Source organism: Staphylococcus equorum (genome assembly GCF_001747895.1).
Lineage (GTDB): Bacteria > Bacillota > Bacilli > Staphylococcales > Staphylococcaceae > Staphylococcus > Staphylococcus equorum_A.
In genome coordinates, this window is sequence record NZ_LNNB01000028.1 from 1 (window position 1) to 23,712 (window position 23,712).

At 33.2% G+C, this 23,712-nt stretch carries 18 protein-coding genes; 15 read left to right on the plus strand and 3 right to left on the minus strand.

All coding sequences use genetic code 11. The features are described 5' to 3' along the window. Window positions 1–242: 242 nt before the first annotated feature. Window positions 243–1,385, plus strand: coding sequence for a CapA family protein (locus tag AST02_RS10920; protein ID WP_069817787.1), 1,143 nt, complete (start codon window positions 243–245; stop codon window positions 1,383–1,385). A 94-nt stretch (window positions 1,386–1,479) separates the two neighbouring features. Here AST02_RS10920 and AST02_RS10925 read toward each other — a convergent pair whose 3' ends face one another. After that, on the minus strand, window positions 1,480–2,421 hold the full coding sequence (locus AST02_RS10925; RefSeq protein ID WP_069817788.1) for a nucleoside hydrolase: 942 nt from the start codon (window positions 2,419–2,421) through the stop codon (window positions 1,480–1,482). A 365-nt stretch (window positions 2,422–2,786) separates the two neighbouring features. On the opposite strand from AST02_RS10925, the gene AST02_RS10930 reads away from it, so the two are divergent. From AST02_RS10930 to ssuE, 13 genes are all read left to right on the plus strand, one after another. After that, window positions 2,787–4,184 (plus strand): MFS transporter, encoded by a 1,398-nt coding sequence (locus tag AST02_RS10930; protein WP_069817789.1) that lies wholly within the window; start codon window positions 2,787–2,789, stop codon window positions 4,182–4,184. A 288-nt stretch (window positions 4,185–4,472) separates the two neighbouring features. Continuing rightward, the gene (locus AST02_RS10935; protein ID WP_069817790.1) at window positions 4,473–6,020 is read left to right on the plus strand and encodes a DUF6583 family protein; all 1,548 of its coding nucleotides are present in this window, start codon (window positions 4,473–4,475) and stop codon (window positions 6,018–6,020) included. Between the two features lie 51 nt (window positions 6,021–6,071). After that, the gene (locus tag AST02_RS10940) at window positions 6,072–7,238 is read left to right on the plus strand and encodes an ABC transporter permease (protein ID WP_069817791.1); all 1,167 of its coding nucleotides are present in this window, start codon (window positions 6,072–6,074) and stop codon (window positions 7,236–7,238) included. Beyond that, the gene (locus AST02_RS10945) at window positions 7,235–8,158 is read left to right on the plus strand and encodes an ABC transporter permease (protein ID WP_069817792.1); all 924 of its coding nucleotides are present in this window, start codon (window positions 7,235–7,237) and stop codon (window positions 8,156–8,158) included. The genes AST02_RS10940 and AST02_RS10945 overlap by 4 nt, the downstream gene beginning before the upstream one ends. A gap of 10 nt (window positions 8,159–8,168) precedes the next feature. Next, complete coding sequence (locus AST02_RS10950; protein ID WP_069817793.1) at window positions 8,169–8,840, plus strand: ABC transporter ATP-binding protein; 672 nt, start codon at window positions 8,169–8,171, stop codon at window positions 8,838–8,840. Window positions 8,841–9,045: 205 nt separating this feature from the next. Beyond that, window positions 9,046–10,383 (plus strand): gluconate:H+ symporter, encoded by a 1,338-nt coding sequence (locus tag AST02_RS10955; RefSeq protein ID WP_069817794.1) that lies wholly within the window; start codon window positions 9,046–9,048, stop codon window positions 10,381–10,383. A gap of 1,077 nt (window positions 10,384–11,460) precedes the next feature. Next, a complete protein-coding gene (gene rocD, locus AST02_RS10960; RefSeq protein ID WP_069817795.1) occupies window positions 11,461–12,648 on the plus strand; it encodes an ornithine--oxo-acid transaminase in 1,188 nt (395 codons plus the stop codon). A 47-nt stretch (window positions 12,649–12,695) separates the two neighbouring features. After that, the gene (argC, locus tag AST02_RS10965) at window positions 12,696–13,727 is read left to right on the plus strand and encodes an N-acetyl-gamma-glutamyl-phosphate reductase (RefSeq protein WP_069817796.1); all 1,032 of its coding nucleotides are present in this window, start codon (window positions 12,696–12,698) and stop codon (window positions 13,725–13,727) included. Between the two features lie 22 nt (window positions 13,728–13,749). Next, on the plus strand, window positions 13,750–14,988 hold the full coding sequence (gene argJ, locus AST02_RS10970) for a bifunctional glutamate N-acetyltransferase/amino-acid acetyltransferase ArgJ (RefSeq protein WP_069817797.1): 1,239 nt from the start codon (window positions 13,750–13,752) through the stop codon (window positions 14,986–14,988). Window positions 14,989–15,000: 12 nt separating this feature from the next. Further along, window positions 15,001–15,762, plus strand: a complete 762-nt coding sequence (gene argB / locus AST02_RS10975) for an acetylglutamate kinase (RefSeq protein ID WP_069817798.1) — start codon at window positions 15,001–15,003, stop codon at window positions 15,760–15,762. An 899-nt stretch (window positions 15,763–16,661) separates the two neighbouring features. After that, entirely contained in the window at window positions 16,662–18,371 is a 1,710-nt protein-coding gene (gene acsA / locus AST02_RS10980) for an acetate--CoA ligase (RefSeq protein ID WP_069817799.1), read from the plus strand. 128 nt (window positions 18,372–18,499) lie between these two features. Next, window positions 18,500–19,909, plus strand: a complete 1,410-nt coding sequence (locus tag AST02_RS10985) for an LLM class flavin-dependent oxidoreductase (protein ID WP_069817800.1) — start codon at window positions 18,500–18,502, stop codon at window positions 19,907–19,909. Between the two features lie 114 nt (window positions 19,910–20,023). After that, window positions 20,024–20,563 carry an NADPH-dependent FMN reductase gene (gene ssuE, locus AST02_RS10990; RefSeq protein ID WP_069817801.1) on the plus strand — a complete coding sequence of 180 codons (540 nt, stop codon included), beginning with the start codon at window positions 20,024–20,026 and terminating at the stop codon, window positions 20,561–20,563. Window positions 20,564–20,635: 72 nt separating this feature from the next. Here the strand turns inward: ssuE and AST02_RS10995 are convergent, their stop codons facing one another. Beyond that, on the minus strand, window positions 20,636–21,295 hold the full coding sequence (locus AST02_RS10995; protein ID WP_069817802.1) for a hypothetical protein: 660 nt from the start codon (window positions 21,293–21,295) through the stop codon (window positions 20,636–20,638). Window positions 21,296–21,419: 124 nt separating this feature from the next. After that, window positions 21,420–22,175, minus strand: a complete 756-nt coding sequence (locus tag AST02_RS11000) for an IclR family transcriptional regulator (protein WP_176723024.1) — start codon at window positions 22,173–22,175, stop codon at window positions 21,420–21,422. Between the two features lie 159 nt (window positions 22,176–22,334). On the opposite strand from AST02_RS11000, the gene AST02_RS11005 reads away from it, so the two are divergent. Then, the gene (locus tag AST02_RS11005) at window positions 22,335–23,696 is read left to right on the plus strand and encodes a gluconate:H+ symporter (protein WP_069817804.1); all 1,362 of its coding nucleotides are present in this window, start codon (window positions 22,335–22,337) and stop codon (window positions 23,694–23,696) included. Window positions 23,697–23,712 lie beyond the last annotated feature (16 nt).

A 23,712-nucleotide genomic window follows, 5' to 3' on the forward strand; every position in this document is an offset into this window, starting at 1 on the left:
CCTAACAATGATATCGCACATGCAGTTAATCAAATTGTTGAAACAATTCCAGAAACAGAATTCTACGAATTCAATCACTATTAAGAACTCATACAAACAGAGATTTTACCTAAGCTCTTATTATATTGTTAAAGAAGTTTGAGTTTATTGTAAATACTCTATAATAAATTGAGATGTTTAATTATAATAGAATTAATATATGTAATGTGAATGTTTTTTGAAATGGTCAAAGGGGGGAAGCTATGTGGAAATATAAAATAATGATGACACTGTTATTTACTGTTTTTATATTTTTTAGTGGACTATGCTTGCAAGACCAAAAGCAATTAGTAGATAAAATTTCATTTTATGCAGTTGGAGATAATTTAATCCATCCAGTAGTTTATCAGGATGCATTACAAGATGATAATAGTTTCGACTTTAAACCTATGTATGAATACTTACAAGAAGACATTAAATCTGCGGATATTTCGTATATAAATCAAGAATCACCAATTGGTGGAGATGAAAAAGGATTTTCAGGCTTCAAACAATTTAATACGCCGACGGATATAGCGGATGATATCGTTGATGTGGGGTTTGACATTGTCAATGGTTCGAATAACCATGCGCTTGATCAAGGGACCGATGGATTGCTGAATGAGATAAATTTATGGGGAAAATTTGACGATATCTTATATACTGGCGCGTTTAATTCACAAAAAGCGAGAAATCATATACCCGTTGTTGAGAGGAATGGAATCAAAGTTGCACTATTAAGTTATACATATGGCACAAATGATATTTCTCCTGAAAAACCGTATCATATCAACTATTTTGATGAAACTCAGATTAAAAAAGATGTAGCGAAAGCTAAAACACAAAGTGATGCGGTTATTGTGTCGGCACATTGGGGAAGTGAAGGCAAACATGAACCTACGCGTAAACAGAAAAAATATGCTGAAGTATTTGCAAATGCAGGGGTAGATGTTGTAATTGGGACACATCCTCACGTCATCCAACCTATAGAGTGGGTAGAAGGCAAAGACAATCATAAGACACTTGTAGCTTATTCCCTGGGAAATTTTTTGAATGGGCAAACTACTGGTGATGAAAGTAATGTATTAGGGGGTAATATTCGTTTTAATATTGAGAAATTGCCCAAGGGTGTAACGATTAAAGATGTTAAATGGCAATCTTTAATTACGCATTATGAAATAGCTAATCCGCTAGATGACAACACAAGACATAGTTTTAAAATGTATCCACTCAAAAGATACGATGACAAGTTAGCAAAACGACACGCATTAAGCTATGATCACGAAAATGACGTTACGAAACAACGTTTAGAAACAATTACTAAAGATGTCATCGATAAACAATATTTAACTCCGGATAGTTATTAATATATGTGTCTATTAAAAATATTTAATGATTAGAGGGATCTTCCGCAAATTGGAGATCCCTCTTTTTTATATTAGTAAAACTAGTATTTACTTTTTAACGTATGACATTTTTAGCTAAATCAGTGATGTATTTGAAGAAAGCATCATGTTCAACGTGGTCAACAACTGAAATAGCTCTACCATTTAAGTTGTCAATATACGTTTGGCCTTGGCTGGAACCTTCAGTATGTACAGATACATTTACGCTATGTTGGTGAACGAGTTCAGGCATGCCAACGTAAGCTGTTGTTAATACATCCCATAAGAAGTAAGTAGAATTCGTTTGGAAATGTGTTAATGGTGGGACAGCAGCATAGCTTACACCTAAGAAATCTACGCCAGGATAATGACGTTCGTTAGCCCATGCTTGTCTAACATCCCATGTCATAGGCACTTGATTCGTGCTTTCTAAAGCTACCATTTCTATTTTGATATCCGTATCAAACACAATTTGAACAGCTTCAGGATCCCAAAAAGCATTCCATTCAGCTGTACCATCATGTTCAGGTTCTTCAACATTACCTTTATCTAAAAATGTACCACCCATCCACACAAGGCGGTCGATATTCTGAACAATAGTAGGCTCTACTGTAATAGCTTTGGCTAGATCTGTTAAGGGTCCTGTAAAAAGTAAAGTGACTTTTTGAGAATGGTCTTGTAATTTATCTATAATATCTCGGTAAGCAGGCTGTTTTAATAACAAAGATTGTTGGTTTGATGATTCGTTTAAAATAGGTAATGCATCCATAAAAAATGCATGCATTCGCCAATCTTTTGGAAAAGGATGTTTACCACGTTCTTTTGAAGCGGCCACATGTATTGGTTGGTCGGAGAAGCGGTTAATTATTTTTTGAGATGCACTTACTGCTGGTTCGATATAACTATCTGCGCCAATTGCGCTTACACCAATAAGCTCTACATCATCCATTTGTATTAAAAGAAATAAAGAGATGAGGTCATCTACGCCACCATCATGGTTAAAATAAATTTGTTTCATAACTTGAGTGCCTCCATATGTTCATTTTTATGAGGCTATTATACCAAAGAAATCAATATGTTTCGTTCTGAATAATTAATTTAAGAATGATTTTTGAGCTGTAAAAAGTATTTATATAACATAATGTGATTTAAAATAAATTTATTTTATCTAATTGATCTCATTTTTTAATCCATGAAGTCCAATGCTATGGTAATTATAATAAATATAGAGAATAAAGTAGAGTGCTGTATCGTTTTGATATATAAGTATTTATGCATTTTAAACGCAAAATACATGGAACATTAAATTTAAATTGTTTAAAAATTTGTACACAGGTTATGTTATGTTATATTGATAGACAAAAATTAAGGGGTGTTTTTTTTGTGAAGTTTAAAAAAGAAAAAGTTAATAGGGTAGATTCCGATCAAGCTAAAAAAAGTGTGGTTGCCACAGGTATTGGTAACGCAATTGAGTGGTTTGACTTCGGGCTATATGCGCAATTAGCGGTAGTTATAAGTGCCAATTTCTTTGGTAATTTACCGCAAGAGATGCAAATTGTATCTACATTTGCTGTATTTGCTTTTGCATTTATAGTACGACCGATTGGTGGTATCTTCTTCAGTCATATAGGGGATAAATATGGACGGAAAGTTGTATTATCATCAACAATATTACTTATGGCAGCTTCAACATTGATGCTTGGGTTACTACCAACGCAAGATCAAATCGGTATATGGGCGCCAATTCTATTACTTGTAGTACGTATGATTCAGTCATTTTCAACTGGTGGAGAGTACGCTGGTGCGATGACGTACATAGCAGAATCATCACCAGATAAAGCACGTGGTAAGTTAGGTAGTGGACTAGAAATTGGTACACTCGCAGGTAGTATTATGGCGGCAGTTCTAGCTGGTCTTATGTATGCATTGTTAAGCGATCAACAAATGGCAGACTGGGGTTGGAGAATTCCATTTATCCTTGCTGCGCCATTAGGTATTGTGGGTATCTTCTTGCGTACAGGATTAGACGAAAGTCCTGCTTATGAATCGACATTAGAAGAACAAGAAGAATTAGAATATTCTTATTTAGATATATTTAAATATTATTGGAAAGATATCATCGTTTGTTTCGCTGGTGTAGCATTCTTAAATGTGGCTAACTACATGGTGCTATCCTTTATGCCATCGTACTTAAACTCAACCATTAACTTAGGGGGCACCATGAGTTCTATACTGAGTACAGTCACAATGTTAGTAATGATACCAGCCGTATTTTTCTTTGGTTGGTACAGTGATAAAGTTGGTAATAAGAAGACGATTTTATTTGGTTTAATTGGCTTTAGTTTATTCTCTGTGCTTGCTTTCTGGCTCATGAGTATTCCAATGATACCAGTCGTTATCTTAGGATTATTTATCATCGCACTATTCATGTCTACATTTGAAGGCGTAATGCCATCAGTGTTACCAAGTATGTTCCATACAAAAGTGAGATTACGTACCTTGTCACTTGTTTATAATATCGGTGCTGCAATATTTGGTGGTTTGACACCATTTATTCTATCAATGTTAGTACAAACGACAGGTCAAGAAATTTCACCTTCATATTATTTGATGTTTATTAACGTCATCGGACTTATTATTTTCTTAACAATGTTTAAATCAACATCAAATAAATCATTGAGAGGAAATTATCCAAACGTTGAAAACCAAGAAGATTATGAAGACGTCATTCAAAATCCTAAAGATGCACTTTGGTGGGAAGATGAAGTTAAAAAAGATTAATAAAGTGAATTATAAGAATTAAATAATTTCGAAAAGACGCAATGCTTATTCATGGGCATTGCGTCTTTTTTATGTGATGAATCTATAAGAGTGATTTGTAATAATTTGTACAATCGTTAATTAAGCACAATATATTGCACTTAATTAAATAATATCATTGGTATAAAAAGTATAAATATATAATTTAAAAATATGCGAAAAATTATAAAAAATATCAAATTAATTAATTAATATTATAAGTTTTGTGATATTATAAAAGAAATAAAAGTTTATGGGAGGTTGGACGATATGTCAAAGACAGTGAAGATTGTCATAGCAGTCGTTATTGGGGTGTTACTCGTTGTTGGGATAGGTGGTGCTGCTACTTATTATTTCATGAAAAATTCACCAAAGAACACATATTTATTAAGTGAGCAAGAAACCGCTAAGCAAATACAAGAATACGCTGAGGACCGTTTTGAAAATGAATTTAAATTTCAAGACAAAATGAAAGATGAGTCATATTTAATTAGTTTAGATGCAAGTGCAGATGTACCAGAGAAATTACTTAAATCATCTGATATACCAAAATCTGCAATAGATGCTTCTGGGTTAGGATTTAAAATGGGACATGATCCAGAGAACGAAAAGTCAGTACTAGCATTAAACCCTACTGTAGCCGACAATGAAATTGGGGAGTTTCAATGGGCAGCAGATAAGGATAATCAATATTACTCAGCACCAATTTTAGATGATGTTTACAAAGCTAAAAATGATGAACTCGTAGATGTTTATGAAAAATTAACGGGTGAAACAGTAGACAGTTCATCAACTAGTTCATCAAGCAGTTTTTCAAGTAGTTCTTCAAGTATGAACAGCAACAATTCAGCAATCACGAATGATACATTGAATTTAAATTCTCTATTATCTGGTACACAAATTTCACAAGAAAAAGTTGAGAAAATTAGTGAACGCTATAGTGAATTAATTATCGATAAACTTGATGATGATAATTTTGAAAAAGAAGACGATAAGATCGATGTGGATGGCGAAGAGAAAGATACGAATAAAGTAACAATGAATATTAGCAAAGCTGAAACGAAATCAATTTTGACAGCAGTTTTAGAAAAAGCTAAAGAAGATAAAGATATTAAAGGCATTGCAGAAGACCAATTTAATGCTGAAGAATATGATGATTCAATTGATGAAGCTTTAGAAGAAGTGAAAGATGCTGATAAAGATGAATTCCCAAGTATTAAATCTGTAATATGGGAAGATGATAATCAAATTCTTAAACGTGATTTAAGATTGAAAGATAACAGCGGTGCTGAAATTAAATTAGAGGGTACAAGTCTAATCGATGATGACAAGTTAGTTATGGATTATAACGTATCTGCTGATGAGACTAAGATTTCGCTTAAAGGTGAGTCAACAAAAGATGATGATAAGTATGAAGATAAATATACTTTAGGTTTTGATGATGGTATTAAAGAATCAGATATCAAAGTTACAAATAAAGAAACAGTGGACGGTAACAAACGTACTGATAAAGGCGATGTCGTAATCAGTGCAAACTACGATGAAACTACAATTGAATATGAAAATAAATTAGAGACTGATGTGAAGAATAATTCACAGAAACAAGATCTCGACATTACTACAGAAGTTCAATATGAACCTGTTACAGTTAACATCAAAGGCGAAACTAAACTTAAAGAAGACATTAAGTTTGATAAAGCTGGTGCGAAAGACTTAAATACAATGTCTAACAGTGACTTCAGTAAATTACAAAAAGAAATTTCTGATAATGCTGGAGACATCTTGAAAGATGTTGTGAAAGATCTTGAAGATAAATAAGCATTACAAGAATTTAAACTAAACTAAAATATTAATGAAAGGAGTGGTTAAATGAGAACATTACAATTGTTTCGCATTTACCACTCTTTTTTATTGAAAAAATGGCATTTATTTTTATATTTAGTGTTAATTATCATTGGTTTGTTTTCAACCTTACTTGTCATACAACAATTTAATCAAGATGATTCCAAATTTAGAATTGGTGTTGTAGATCGTGATCAATCGACAGAAACTGCATTAATACTTAAATCGATGGGCGATGGGACAAACTTAGGCAAAGATATTAGTATCAAACGCTATAATAAACAAGAAGCACATCAATTGTTAAAAGCTCAGAAGTTAGAAGGATACTATGTGTTTGAAAAAGGGATGACTAAGTCATTTTATAAAAATGGTAACTTGCCTATTTCAGTTTATACATATGATAAACAATCGACTAAAAGTTTAGTTATTAATCAATTAACAGGTTCAGTGTACAATCGACTCATGTTGTCTATGGGCGGAGGACTCGCTTATACATCACTTGCAGAGGATGCAGGAAAAGAAGACACGATGCTTTTATTAACAGACTTATTGTTTACAGGGTTAAATCGTACAGGTGGATTTGATTATAAACCTGTACAAATATACGATACTGCGAGCTATTATGTGATAACCGGCTATTTAGCGTCTATTTTTATCTTCGCTTTATCATTATTTTCAATTTTAAAAATGAATCAAGTAACAGCACTGAAATCTAGGTTAAGTATGTATCATTTTTCATTTGAGAAACTGACGCTTATTCGAAGTTTATTCACATTATTTTATACGAGTATCTGGGCTGTAGTTGGCTTGTTTTGGATGCTCAATGTATTGCCGAATGATTTTGAAAGCTACAATTGGTCTACTGTAGTGATTCAACTCATATATTATATCTTGATGTTGATAATCTGGCTGACGATTATTGATTTAATATCATCTAAATGGATGAATTATATTTTGAAAAGTATATTCAGTATTATCATTTTGTTACTATCAGGTCTAATCATACCTACTATATATTTCAAGCATTTATTCAATGGTATTTTCACGGTACAACCATTTAGTTTTGTAACAAATCAAATGTTGGAAATCATATTAAATAATTACATTTTAGAAACGCCGATCATGTTTTATATTAGCTTTCTATTATCATTTGTTGTATTAATATTTGTCATTGTTGGGAGGTATCGTAGATGATTCAACCTTACCTTTTTATCGTAGTTGTAAAACAGTGGAAACAATACGTGTTACTAGCGCTACTATTATTATGTACCTTATTAGCGGTGTGGGGCGTATATAAGACACTCAATCAATCGTTTCAAATACCAGTGGCAGTCCAAGATCAAGAACGTTCGTCAGCATCTGAAAATTTGATTGAAGCTATAGATGGCAATGAATTTGTGCAGGTAGAGCATGTGCCGCTTGAGGAAGCATATATTGAGGAACGCGTTACTAGAAAAGAAGCGGTAGTCAGTTTGCAAATACCAGAAAATTATAGTGACAAGTTGCATAGTAATCATTTAAAAGATGCACTAACCCTATATGGCAGAGATGACTTTATTGGAGATATTACGTTAGAAATGATTAGTCGTTCTTTGTATGAACAGCAAATACCTAATATAGTGAAGTCGCACTTAGAAGATAATGATCAAGATACTTCATTAAAAGCAGTTAATAGAAAATTAAATCAAGAAACACCAGAATCAAAGATAGCGCATTATGTTATTAATCACAGTTCTAATACTTCTATATCATTAAGTATTGTCTTTGCAATTTTATTATGCGTCAGCAGTGTTCAAATTGTGCTACATCAAAGATTGAAACAAAATGGTGCGCTGGCAAGACTGTTTATGTTCCGCTATAGTCGCCTTAAATTGTTTGGCACATATGTTATTGCACATACTATGATATTAATGGTTTTATTAAGTGTGACAGCAGTCGTGTTTCAGCAAAATTTATCGTTGATGTTTTATGTGAAATCGCTATGGGTTATTTTAATTTATGAATTGGGCGTAGCTTGGCTATTATTTAAAGTAAATACATTAAGCCATAGACTATTTATGACACTTATATATGCACTGGTGATGGGTTTAATTTATATCTTCATACAATTATAGGAGTGATAAGATGATAGAATTACAAAATATCAAAAAACAATACCGTAGTAAAAGCATCTTTGAATCGCTAGATATGACATTTGAAGATAAACAGTTAACTATTTTACTTGGTGAAAATGGGGCCGGAAAATCCACTTTGTTAAGAATGATTTCAGGATTAGAGGAAGCGGATTATGGCAATATTACTTACTTTGGTGACCAAGTTGCAAAAAAGCAACTTCAAGATATGATCGGTTATGTACCTCAAGATATTGCGTTATTTGAACACATGACAGTAAATGAAAACATCAATTGCTTTAAGGCGTTATGCAAAAATCCTATAACCGAAGACATGATAGACCAGTATGCATCCCAACTTCATTTAACAGATAGAACAGTTGCTGTGTCGAAACTATCAGGTGGCACGAAAAGAAAAGTGAATGTATTAATAGGACTTTTAAGCAACCCGCAAATATTAATATTAGATGAACCAACTGTAGGTATAGATTTGAAATCAAGATATGATATTCATAGCTTGCTCAATAAAATGAAAGCACAATGTCTGATTATATTAACCACACATCATTTAGACGAAGTAGAAGCGTTAGCAGATCGCATTAAAGTGATCGGCACTGATCCGTTCTATAGAGATATTCTGAAAGATAAGCAATGGCATTTTGATACGTACCATAAACAAAATTAAAAAGCATATCCGTTATTGTTATAAAGCGACTTATATACAATGACGGGTATGCTTTTATTTTTATATTAATATGTTGAATACCTTTTAAGAAATTAAATTAAATGCAATTTTTAAATAACAACGTTGTTATTTTTAATTAAATCTATTATAATTAGGAATTGTGAATTCGCTTTCATAAGTTATTAAGGGATGGGAGGACATGAAATTGTCATTTTTAAGCGAACATCTACCACTCATTTCACTCGTAATAGGGGTTGCCTTACTATTATTCTTAAATATTAAGCTCAAAATCAATAGTATTCTAGCACTCATTTTTTCAGCAATAGTGGTTGGTTTTATAAACGGGATGAAACCTGTTGCAATATTAGACACGATTAAAGAAGGATTAGGATCAACGTTAGGAAGTCTTGCACTTATTATTGGATTTGGTGCAGTACTCGGTAAATTAATGGTGGATTCAGGTGCAGCACAACGCATTGCATCAACACTTATAAATAAATTTGGTGCTAAACATGTGCATTGGGCATTAATTATTGTAGGTGCTGTATTTGGGATTTCTGTATTTTATGAAGTGGCATTTATGATTTTAGCACCATTAGTAATTAGTATTGCTGTGGAAGCAAAAACACCATTTATGAAGTTAGCTATTACTATGGTTGCTGCCACGACGCTATCTCATAGTATATTCCCACCTCAAGCAGGTCCAACTGCACTTGTAGATGCTTACAATGCAGATATGGGTATGGTTTATATATTAGGCATTATTGTCTTTGTACCTAGTGTAATTATGGCTGGTGTTGTATTACCTAAGTTTATGAAGAAAATGGATTACCCAGTACCTCCGTTATTAAAAAAGAACAAGGTTTTTTCGGAAAGTGAAATGCCAAGTTTTGGAATGAGTTTATTTATACCACTTATTCCTGCTATTTTAATTTCTATTTCAACAATTCTAAGTTTATTTATTACTGAAGATACATTATTACATGAAGCTGTGACCTTTATAGGAAGTGCAGAAATCAGTCTTATTATTGCTATTTTAACTGCTATTGTTATCTTTGGTCTTAGAAAAGGTAAAAATATGGATGACATGATGAAGACATTTGAAACTGGCTTGAAAGGTGTTGCAACGATTATATTCATAGTCGGTGCAGGTGGTGCGTTCAAAGAAGTTATATTAGAAGCTAATGTTGGGAACTATATAGCAGACATTATGAAAGATACTAATATTTCACCACTTATTATGGCTTGGCTCATTACAGCGTTAATTCGTATTGCTACTGGGCAAGGTGTAGTTTCAGCGATTACTGCAGCAGGTATTGTAGGACCACTGATCCCTACATTTAATGTAAGTCCAGTGCTTATGGTTCTTGCTACTGCGGTAGGTAGTAATACCATTACACACGTAAATGATGCTTCATTTTGGCTATTTAAAGAATACTTTAATATTTCAATAAAAGACACATTTAAAACATGGGGCGTCTTATTATTGACGACATCAATTACTGGATTAATTGTTGTTCTAATACTAGATTTATTTATGTAATCACCTTACTAAAAGCATAATTATATATTTGAGTAACATCATAAAAAGCAGTATCTGAATGGATTAAACACAATTCTTTGTAGATACTGCTTCATTTGTGTATAAATACAATAAAAAAGTAAAATAAGGGTAAATTTGTGATTTGAAAGGCTATGAATTGGCTGAAAGTGTTGGTGTTACAACGTTTGAAGGCTATTAAGCGTAAATGTGATATTTACAGTGAATATACTTTTAATGAATAAATGAGTAACATCGTAAAATGACACGCTATGGACTTTATCTATAGGACTGAAGGCGAATGAATTGTGCCATATCTTTATACATTAAGTACGCCTAATTTGTATAAAGATACTTTTATATACAGTTATTATCGATTAAAAAGTCGATTTGACTTGAGTTTTTATATGCGTATAATAACTTCGTATACAAGAGTTTGTATAAAAAGTGCATTCGCCTTGTTTTGTACGTAAAATAAATTAGCAAGCACGCAAATAAAATGGTAGCAGTTTATGAATTATTTTATACTTTGTAAGCGTTGCTTTCTTATTGTTAACAAGTAACGTTAAATATTGTATTAACGAGATTCATTCCCCGCATGATTTCATATCTAATTATTAAAATTTGATACAGCATATTACGGCGAAGTTTATCTTTTTAAATGTACTAAGCAAATCAATAAAGATTAAAGCTCAAATTTATGTAAAAAACATAATTCTAAAATAGTAAATGAAAAATCTTAGATAGTGATAATTAATATTAAGCAAACTAAGTGAAAAGTAAACTTAGTTTGCCTTTTTTATGAAAATAATAGAGCGGTACTACCATGAAATAATTACATAACAAGTTTTTTAAAAGCCAACAGGCACCAAATCATACAACATATATACATTTTATAGTTTGTCATCACAGTATTCAAAGAAATGTTAAGTCTGTATAAAATTTGTAAAAAGGCTTTAAAACAATCGTTTATTTAATTATTATTTTAATTAGTCTTTGACTAATTGTAAAATTACGTGTATGATTTATGGATATTAATTCAAAATTTAGAATATTTATAGAAAAGGGATGAGGGTTTCGATGAATGATTTATTTGCACTAACAGATCAATACAGTTCGAACAATTATAGCCCACTTAAACTGGCTTTAACGAAAGGTCTAGGTGCTAAAGTTTGGGATGTTGAAGATAATAGTTACATTGATTGTATTTCAGGTTTTTCAGTCGTCAATCAAGGGCATTGTCATCCGAAAATTATAAAAGCATTTCAAGAGCAAAGCGAAAAAATAACTATGGTATCACGTGCATTATATAGCGACAATTTAGGCAAATGGGAAGAGAAAATATGTTCCCTTGCCAATAAGGAAAAAGTGTTGCCTATGAATACAGGCACTGAAGCCATTGAAACGGCAATTAAGATTGCACGTAAATGGGGATCTGATGTTAAAGGTATAGCGGAAAACCAAGGCGAAATTATTGCAATGAATGGTAATTTCCATGGTCGTACACTAGGTGCCTTATCGCTATCTTCGCAAGAAAGTTATAAAAAAGGTTTTGGACCTTTGCTAGATAATATGCAATATATGGATTTCGGAGATATCACTCGCTTGAAATCACTCATTAACGAAAATACAACAGCAATTGTACTTGAGCCAATCCAAGGTGAAGGTGGCGTCAACGTACCGCCAGATTATTTCATCCAAGAGGTTCGAAACTTATGTGATGAACATAACGTTCTATTTATTGCAGATGAAATACAAGTTGGTCTTGGTAGAACAGGTAAGATGTTTGCAATGGAATGGGAAGGTGTAGAACCAGATATCTACTTATTAGGTAAGTCACTTGGTGGTGGTCTTTATCCGATCTCAGCAGTGTTAGCTAATGATGACGTGATGAAAGTACTTACACCTGGCACACATGGTTCGACATTTGGAGGTAATCCACTTGCATGTGCAGTATCAATGGCAGCATTAGATGTGTTAATTGATGAAAACTTAATCGAACGTTCTGCTGAACAAGGACAAAAATTACTTAACCATTTACAGCTGATAGACAGCAACATCATAAAAGATGTGAGAGGCAGAGGATTATTTATCGGTATTGAATTAACTGAACCAGCACAATCTTATTGTCAAGAGATGATTGAACAAGGTGTGCTATGTAAAGAAACACAAGGAAATATTATTAGACTTGCACCACCACTTGTTATTGAAGATGAAGACATTGATAAAGTTATAAAAGTAATAACAGAAGTTTTAGAAAAAAAGTAAAGCATAACACTTAAAAAAGTTCGAATATTCAGAAAGGAATGAACGTCATGATAGAAGTTGGGATAGTAGGAGGAAGTGGTTATGGTGCGGTCGAATTAATTCGATTATTACAGCACCATCCAAATGTAAAAATTAAATATATCTTTTCACATTCTAAAGCGGATGAACCAATAAAAGAAACATTTCCTCACTTAACTCATTTAACGCATCGCTACGAGGCTTTAGACACTGAAACAGTTGACTGTGATGTGATGTTCTTTGCTACACCTTCAAATGTAAGTAAACATATAGCGCCTGATTTGGTAGAGAAAAATATAAAAGTCATCGATTTGTCAGGTGATTTCAGATTAACTAATAGAGATGTCTATCAACAGTTTTATGGTGAAGCAGCTGCGACACAACAACAATTAGATGATGCAAATTATAGTATTGCAGAATGGTCTGAAGTAGATCAAACCAATACACAACTTGTAGCTAATCCAGGTTGTTTTCCTACTGCTACATTATTAGCGTTACATCCGTTAATAGATCAAAAAATAATTCAACAAGACTCAATTATTATAGATGCCAAAACAGGTGTTTCAGGGGCTGGAAGGTCACTAGCACAACACGTCCATTACGCTGAAATGAATGAGAACTTGAGTGCTTATGCGATTGGTAAACATAAGCATAAGCCTGAAATAGAACAGTATGTCTCGCATTTAGCAGATGAAGATATCAAAGTAGTATTTACCCCTCATTTAGTACCAATGACACGTGGCATACTCTCTACGATATATGTGAAATTAAACAAACAAACTACTAGCGAAGATTTACATGCAACTTTCAAGCAATATTATGATAGTAAACCCTTTGTACGCATTAGAGATTTAGGTAATTATCCTAAAACTAAAGAAGTATATGGTAGTAATTACTGTGATATCGGTATGTATGTTGACGAAGAAACGCAAACAGCAGTGATTGTCTCTGTTATTGATAACTTAGTCAAAGGTGCAAGTGGCCAAGCGATACAAAATTTAAACTTAATGTATGGATTAAATGAAGCAACAGGGTTAATACAACTACCTGTATATCCGTAATATAAAAGAAAGGTGAGATGGGATGAAAGATATTGAAACGTTAGATACACTTAACCAATTGAAAATAGATTTACAAGGTGATGTAAGTTCTCCATTAGGTTTTATAGCTGGAGGCATGCATGTTGGATTAAGAAGAAAGAAAAAAGACTTTGGATGGATATACTCTACGACAGCAGCTGCAGCAGCAGGTACTTATACACTGAACCGTTTTAAAGCAGCACCGTTAAAAGTTACTGAAGAAACGATTAAAAATAATCAATCGTTACAAGCCATTGTAGTGAATTCAGCAAATGCTAATTCATGTACTGGTGAAAAAGGTATTCAAGATGCCAAAGACACTCAAGCATGGGTAGCAGAGCATTTGAATTTATCCAAAGAGAGCGTAGGCGTCGCATCTACGGGCGTTATAGGATCATTTTTACCAATGGATAAGATACAACACGGTACACAAAATGTCTTAAAAGAACAATATAATCAAAGCGAGTTTTTCAATCAAGCGATTTTAACAACGGATACATTTACTAAACATTTATCTGTGCAAGTTGAAATTGATGATATAACTGTAACAATTGGAGGAACAGCTAAAGGTTCAGGCATGATTCATCCGAATATGGCAACAATGCTGTCATTTATTACGACAGATGCCAAAATTGATGCGGACACGCTAGACAATTGTTTGAAACAAACGATTGATAACTCTTTTAATATGATTACAGTTGATGGAGATTCTAGTACAAACGATATGGTGCTTGGTTTAGCGAATGGACAAGCGAACCATAATAAACTCGATACGTTACACCCTGATTGGGAAAAGTTTGAATATGCATTAAATTTCGTGAGTCAGTATCTTGCTAAATCAATAGCTAAAGATGGTGAAGGGGCAACGAAATTAGTTACGGCTAAAGTTAAAGGTGCAAATGATGTTGCAGAAGCAAGAAAAATTGCTAAAAGTATTGTATCATCAAGCCTTGTGAAAACAGCAATTCATGGCGAAGATGCCAACTTTGGAAGAATTGTTACAGCAATGGGCTATGCTTCTGAAGACATAGAACCAAGTCAGACGAATGTTTCTTTATGTAATGTGCCTGTTGTTGAAGATGGCATGTCAGTTGAATTTGATGAGTTACATTTAAAAAAACAATTAGAAGCAGATAACATTTATATTGAAGCATCAGTCGGTAATGGTGAAGGCGCAGCATCAGCATATGGTTGTGACCTATCATATGAATATGTACGTATCAATGCTTCATATAGAACCTAAGGAGTGTGACAAATGAGCTATATTGTAATTAAAATAGGTGGCAGCACTCTGACAAATCTACATGATTCAACAATAGAAGACATTGCACTTTTAAGACAACAAGGATTTAAACCCATTATTGTACACGGCGGTGGGCCTTTTATTAATGAAGCTTTGGAGCAACAAGGTGTGTCTACGCAATTTAAAGATGGTTTGAGAGTAACAACGCGTGAAGTACTTGCAGTGACAAGTCAGACATTAATTGGATCAGTGAATCCAACGCTTGTTAGCAAAATTAATAAATCAGATATTCAAAGCATTGGTATAAATGGCGTAGATGCAAAATTATTTGATGTCCTCCCATTAGACGATAAATATGGTTATGTCGGTGAACCTACAGATGTCGATACTTCTGTACTTGCTGCGTTAACAGAACAATTTGTACCAGTCATTGCATCTATAGGTCAACATAGAAGCACGGGGCAACTCTATAACATTAATGCAGATACATTAGCATATAAAATCGCACAATTTTTACAGGCGCCAATTTATCTATTAAGTGATATTCCTGGTGTCATCATTGATGAAAAAGTGCAAGCTACACTGAATGCTGAACGTATCAATCACTATATTGATCAAGCGTCAATATATGGTGGTATGATTCCTAAAGTTCAAGATGCGATTCAAGCGATTGAATCAGGCTGTGAAAAAGTAGTCATTGCTGCAGGTAATGAATCACATATTATTAAGAAATTACAAAGTGGTCAAAACGTTGGTACAACCATCCAACAATAGTACGACCAATCATATATTTAAAAAAGAGTCTGAGACATAAGCTTCTCAGTTAACTAAAAAAATGGTGGTTTCTACGTGAAATATAGTAGAAACCACCATTTTTATGTTCTTATCCATTGGTAGTGTTAGCTGAGTCATATTATAATTCTTATACATAAGACAACTCGTTTTAAAGTTATGCTAGAGTCACTTTATTATACGAAAGTGGCTTATTTTTTTGTATGAATTTATATAATTGCACCGATTTTGTAAAGCGCTGACGCCTAGGGGAATAGTATGAGTGAGAGACTACAGGCTCGAACCATGCCCCAGGCAAGCATGCGCTCTCAAAATCGAAAAATTTTAAATAGAAAAGCAGCAATCCATTAGAAACTAATAGATTGCTGCTTTTAATTTAAGAATGGGATATTTATGTCTCAGACTCTTTAGCTTGTGATTCACTTCAAATCACTGCAATTTTTAAAAATACAAGTTCAATCATTCATTACAATGCTATATAATCGCCTATTATCCTCAGTTTCCCTAAATAAACCAAATACATCCATGAGTCTCAAATATCTTCTCAAAAGACCTGTATATCCCTTGAGGTGTTAATACCATATTTATCCTCGTCAATTATAAAATTTAAGCTAGCGTGATAATTATTTTTCTTATCAATTCTCACACCAAAGCTATCATAATCAAATGAATAATAAATATCATTTAAACTATAATAATTTAAAATGATATTGTAGAACAATTAAAAAAGTTTAAAATTATTTGTAAAACTGCTAAGATATGTGGCTCTAGGTTTCAAAGATTTAAATCATACTAAATATATCGGAATTATTAAATAATAGGTTGAATATTCAGAAAGTTCCATCTATAATGATTTTTAAATCTTTATAGGAGGCATACACATGACAACTGAAATTTTAAAAGGTGAAAAAGGAAACTTTAATCTTCAAGATTATGAACATACATATAATAACTTTGATTGGAAAGAAGCGGAAAAAGCATTTTCTTGGTATGAAACAGGAAAAGTAAATATGGCATATGAATGTATAGACCGTCACGTAGATAACGGTAAAGGGCAAAAAATTGCCTTGAATTATAAAGACAGCGCACAAGAAGCATCTTTTACTTTCGAAGATTTAAAGCTAGCTTCAAATAAAGTAGCGAATCTATTAAAGACAGAAGCTAACGTAGAAAAAGGCGATAGAGTGTTTGTGTATATGCCTAGAATGCCAGAACTGTATTTTTCATTTTTAGGTATTTTAAAAACTGGAGCAATATGTGGTCCATTATTCGAAGCATTTATGGATCAAGCAGTAGAAGAACGTTTAAGCAATGCAGACGCTAAAGTCTTAGTTACAACAGAAGAGTTATTACCCCGTGTGCCTTACTCAAAATTACCAGACTTAGAAACTATTATAGTTGTGGGTGACAACGTATCGCCAGAACATATTGATTTTCATACAGCGTTCAAGCATGCGAGTGATAGTTTCGACATTGAATGGTTAAATCGTGAAGACCCACTTGTATTGCATTACACGTCTGGTTCAACTGGCCAACCTAAAGGCGTCTTACATGCACAGGATGCGATGATTGTGCATTACATTACAGGAAAATATGTATTAGATTTACAAGAAGATGATATTTATTGGTGTACTGGAGATCCAGCTTGGGTAACAGGATCGTCCTACGGCATATTCAGTCCTTGGCTTCACGGCGTAACAAATTGTGTCATAGGTGGAAGATTCTCTCCAGAATTATGGTATGAAATGATAGAAAAATATAAAGTTACATTATGGTATACCGCACCTACAGCATTACGTATGTTGATGAGTAAAGGCGAGACATTCACTAAGCAATATGATTTATCAACTTTAAGAAGTATTTTGTCAGTCGGTGAACCTTTAAACCCAGAAGTGATTCGTTGGGGCAATGAAGTATATGGCAGACGTATACTAGATACTTGGTGGATGACAGAAACCGGTGGATTAATGATTGTGAATTATCCAAGTCAGACTATTAAATTGGGTTCTATGGGTAAAGCCTTACCAGGTATTACAGCAAGTATTGTCGATGACGAAGGTAATGAATTACCTCCGAATACATTAGGTAATTTGGCGTTAAAAGCAGGATGGCCTTCTATGATGAGAAAAATATGGAAAAATGAAGAAAAATTCAATTCATATTTTGTGAATGGTTGGTATATTTCTGGAGATTCAGCATATCGAGATGAAGACAATTACTTTTTCTTCAAAAGTAGAGTAGATGATGTGATTATGACATCAGGCGAAAGAGTAGGCCCGTTTGAAGTTGAGTCTAAACTTGTAGAACATCCAGCGATTGCAGAGGCAGGAGTTATTGGTATCCCTGATGACGTAAGAGGTGAAATTATCAAAGCATATGTCACATTGCGTGAAGGCGTAGAAAAAACGGATGAACTTAAAGTTGAAATAAGACAATTTGTTAAGACTGGTTTAGCTGCACATGCTGCACCAAGAGAAATTGATTTTATGGATAAATTACCGAAAACAAGTTTTGGTAAAATTATGCGTCGTGTCTTAAAAGCTTGGGAATTAGATTTGCCAGCTGGAGATTTAAGTACGATTGAAAAATAATTTTCAACTAATATCCGATTAAATATATCTAATTAATATAAAAATATTTTACAAAATAAATAAAAAAATAAAATCACAACGATGAAATATAAGCATAAGCGTGACTTAAACTCATAGGAGGTAATACAATGGGAAAAAAACAAATACATTTTAATGGCTTTATTCAGAACTCACCAGCACCACATGCAATTGGTCTTTGGAAACATGACAAACATGAAGGCGCACAACATGGCACCATCGATTATTGGGTGAAGCTTGCAAAGCTTTTTGAAAAAGGGAAGTTCGATTCACTATTTATCGCTGATGTATTAGGAACGTATAGTGAATATGGCAATGATTATAAAACAGCTGTACAACATGCCGTACAAGTTCCAGATCATGATCCATTATTAGTGATATCTGCTATGGCGCAAGCAACAGAACACGTAGGATTTGCACCAACTGTATCTACGACTTATTTTCAACCATATGATATTGCGAGAAAATTTTCTACATTAGATCATTTAACACATGGCCGAATTGGTTGGAACGTTGTGACATCTTATTTAGGAAGTGAAGCGGAAAATTTAGGATTAACAGAACGTATGCCTAAAGAAACAAGATACGATCGTGCAGACGAATTTTTAGATGTAACATATAAATTGTGGGAAAGTAGTTGGGAAGATGACGCCGTTGTAAAAGATAAAGCTACCAACACGTATGCAGATCCAGATAAAGTACATTTAATTAATCACAGTGGGCGTTTCTTTAATGTTCCTGGGCCACATATTGTAGAGCCATCTCCACAACGTACACCAGTGTTATTTCAAGCAGGAGCTTCGGATAAAGGGCGTAACTTTGCAGGTAAACATGCAGAAGCAATCTTTGTCGTGAATCACTCACTTCAAGGCCTAGCTAATGATGTAAATGACATTCGTTCTAGAGCAACACAGCAAGGCAGAAATAAAGAAGATTTAAAGGTATTTACTATGATTGTTCCCGTTATTGGTGATACGGTAGAAGAAGCAGAACAATTACATCAAGAGTTAATCGAACATATCACTTATGAAGGAACTGCTGCTTTATTAAGTGGACACACAGGCATAGACTTTTCTCAATTTGACCCAGATCAATATTTAGAAGATATTGAAACAGATGCGATTCAAAGCTTGTTAGATATTTATGCGAAAGATCCAACACGTAAATGGACGTTGAAAGAAGCTATTAAGCATCATGGCTTAGGTATTGGCTCAGTTCGCTTTGTCGGCACACCTACGCAAATTGCTGATGAAATAGAGCGCTGGGTTGAAGTTGCTGATGTAGATGGGTTTAATATTGCGTATGGAACGATACCAAATTCATATGAAGATTTCATAGAAAAAGTGGTTCCAATATTACAAGCACGAGGCGTTTATCATAAAGATTATGATGAAGAAAATACAACACTTAGAGAAAATTTATTCGGTAAAGGTGAAAAGTATTTAAGATCTACGCATCCAGGATCACAATATAAACCGCAATTTAATAAGCAATATAGTTATAGTACAGCAGAAATTTAAATTCAATAGAAACAACATGCATAACAATAACATGTTTAGTTTTTAAAAATTGAGCTCCTGTCAGGTGTCTGAGAAAGTATAAGCAGTTTGAATAAATAAAGGAGGACATTAAAGATGGCAAGTGTAGCAATCATTGCAGGTGGAAATAAATTACAATCTCGTTTAACAGGTATTGTCGAGTATGCTGAAAAATATCTAGAAGATGAAGGTATTGATACAGATGTTGTACATGTTCATCAATTAGACGCAGAAGCGTTGATTACAGCGGATTTTTCTAATGCGTCTATTAATGAAACACATCAAAAAATAGAAAACGCAGATGGTATCATTATCGTATCGCCTGTGTTTAAAGCAGCCTATTCAGGTATTGTTAAAACGTATTTAGATTTATTGCCAAGAGGTGCTTTCACAGGTAAGACAGTATTGCCATTAGCATTAGGCGGAACCTTTGCGCATGTACTAGCAATTCAATATAGTTTGGATCCAGTGATTAAAGAACTAGGTGCAGACACAATTCACAAAGGCAGATTTATATTAGATAAACACATCACCTCAAATGAAGACGGCACTTATGGTTATGATCAAGAAGCAAAAGAAGGATTAGATAAAACATTAAAAAAGTTTGTCAGTGACAAATCACAAGTCAGAGAATAATATGTTGAATATAAAAAGGATGGGTGTGTGACATAAATAATGTCACGCTTCCATCCTTTTTTATGTATAAATTTATAAAGATACTAAAGACCATTGATGTTTGTCATCATAAGTTAATTTGAAGTCTTGAGTTTCAATAGCTATCGGAAATGCAGTAGATGCTTTATCAGAAAAAATCCATTTTTTATTTTCAGGTGTTAATAAAATATAACTTTCATCCTTTGTATCACACATAAAATTTAAAGTTTCTGGAGAAAATGGACGCCCTTCATGTGTTGTAAGATGGTGATTGGTTAAAGCTTGATACACATCATCTAGCTCATTACAGACAAATCCGACTTCACTAATTCTTGAAAATTCAGGTTCATCTGTCATATTAGATACCCTTGCAATGAGTTCGACAATATTACCTGAAGGATCATTAAAATAAACTGAATGTGCAACGAAAGATTCAAAATAAGTTGTATGTTGGCCATCTTCCATCAATAAAAATAAAATATTTTGATAGTGTTGTTTCATATCGTAAAAATGATTGTAAGGAATATCTATTGCAAAGTGGTAAAACGGTTGATTGATTTCTTCGGATTTTTGAAAATTTAATTGAGTTTCCCCAATTTGAACAATAAAAGAATCGTGATCAAGAACTTGAACAGGACACTCTAATGTTTCTTCGTAAAACTGCAAAGTTTCTTTCAACTCAGAGGTTAATAACGTAACGTTTTTAAATTTCATTTGTAGATCCCCATCCAATCCATTGTTTAGTTTGGCAAATAAATTTAATTAATAAGTTAATTGTACTTTATCAAAATATTAAGGAGTATGATAATATAACGAAGTTATAAAGTAAAAATACACTTTAATCTATTGAATATCCCAGGTGTTTTGAAATATCATTTGCAGTTGATTTTAACTTATCAATAAAAAAGGCTTTTTTATTTAGTTGAGACGTTGAAAAAGATAAGCTTATTGCACCTTGAACTTCATTTTTATAGTTAACAAAGTAAGTTCCAACACAAAAAATTCCTTTTTCATTTTCTTCATTATCTTCTGCATAGACTTGATCACGAATTGATTCTATTTCTTTCATAAGAACTTCAAAATCGGTAATAGTTTGTTCAGTATAACTTTCAATATTAGAACTGTCCCACACAGCTCGAATAGCTTCATTACTATAAGTAGATAAAATAGCTTTCCCCACAGCAGTGGAATACATTGGTGCTCGTTGTCCTATTTTTGAGGCCATAGCATAGACAGTGTTGTTAGGTATGAATTTTTCGATATATAAAATTTCATTGCTATCTTCGAGAACTAAATGACATGTTTCGGATACCTCTATAGATAATTTGCTAATTAAACTTTTAGCAATGTTTAAGTAATCGATGTTTTGAATACTTGAATAACCTAATTGAAATAATTTGTAAGTTAATTCGTATTGATGTGTTAAAGAATTTTGATTTACATAATGGTTATCAACGAGAGATTTTACTAATCGGTGGACTGTTGTTTTTGATAAATTGCTTAATTCAACGAGTTCATTAAGTGAAACCGGGCTGTGTTTAGATATTAATTCTAATAAATTTAATGCACGATCGATAGACTGTACATTTGACATAATATTCCTCCTTTAATTGACAGCGCTTTCATTTGCGCTTTATACTAATAAATAATTCCTTTATATGATATACCATTTCATAATGTAGAATAAACATAAAATTTAAAATATTATATTTGTAAGTGAATATGTTTTTAATAATAAAAGGGGCGTGTTGATGTGTTTGGGGAATTTTGGCCATTAATCAGTGTTGTATTGGGCGTTATTGTACTATTAATTTTAATTATTAAATTTAAGATTAATGCATTTATATCTTTAATTGTGACATCCATTTTCACAGGTATTATCTTAGGTATGCCATTAAATGAAATAGTTAAAACAGTTGAAACAGGTATGGGTAGCACTTTAGGAAGTGTAGCAATTATATTTGGTTTAGGCGCAATTTTAGGCAAGCTACTTGCTGACGGAGGCGGAGCAAATAGAATTGCGGATACACTTATAGATAAATTTGGAGAGAAATATATCAAATGGGCGATGATTTTAGCGTCATTTATTATTGGTATTGCATTATTTTTTGAGGTAGGTCTTGTATTATTAATACCATTAGCGTTCACAATTTCTAAACGTTTAGGTGTATCTCATATGACTATTGGTATACCAATGGCTATTGCATTATCAGTGACACATGGCTTTTTACCACCGCATCCAGGACCAGTTGTCATAGCAAAAGAATTAAATGCGAACATAGGGCAAGTGCTACTTTATGGGATGATTATAGCCATACCTACAGTTGCTATTGTTGGTGGTTTACTTGTGAAAATATTACCTAAATTATCACCAAGTGCGTTCACTAAAAAAGTAGATATGACAAATATAATTTCTCAGGTATCTATTGAAGAAAAATATCGTCCAGGATTTGGCATTAGTGTATTTACTGCATTATTGCCTGTTATTTTGATGTTGTTTGCGACAATTGTCCAAATGGTTACAGGACACCAAGATAGAGCGACAAATCAGTTTGAAAGTATTACTTACTTTATCGGTAATGCACCAATTGCAATGCTAATTTCACTGCTTTTTGCAATATATTCAATGGGTGTACGTAGGAATAGAAATATGAATGAGATTATGGAAAGTGCAAAATCTGGAATTATTCCTATTGGGATGATGTTACTTATCTTAGGTGCAGGTGGTTCATTTAAAGAAATATTAATCGATGGCGGTGTTGGGAAAACAATTGAGCACATGTTTGTTGGTTCGAGTATGTCTCCAATACTTTTAGCGTGGATTGTCTCATCATTACTACGTATTGCGCAAGGTTCAGCAACGGTTGCCGCTATCTCAACTACAGGGATTGTCTTACCGCTACTACAAGCAACAGATGCTAACTTAGCATTAGTAACTTTAGCTATTGGTGCAGGTAGTATTATTTTTTCACATGTTAATGACACGGGCTTTTGGATTTTTAAAGAGTATTTTGGTTTAACGATAAAGGAAACATTTTTAACTTGGTCTTTATTAGAAACTGCTATATCTGTCTGTGGATTAGGGTTTGTTTTAATTTTAAATATGATTATTTAACAGAAGAGGAGTATGT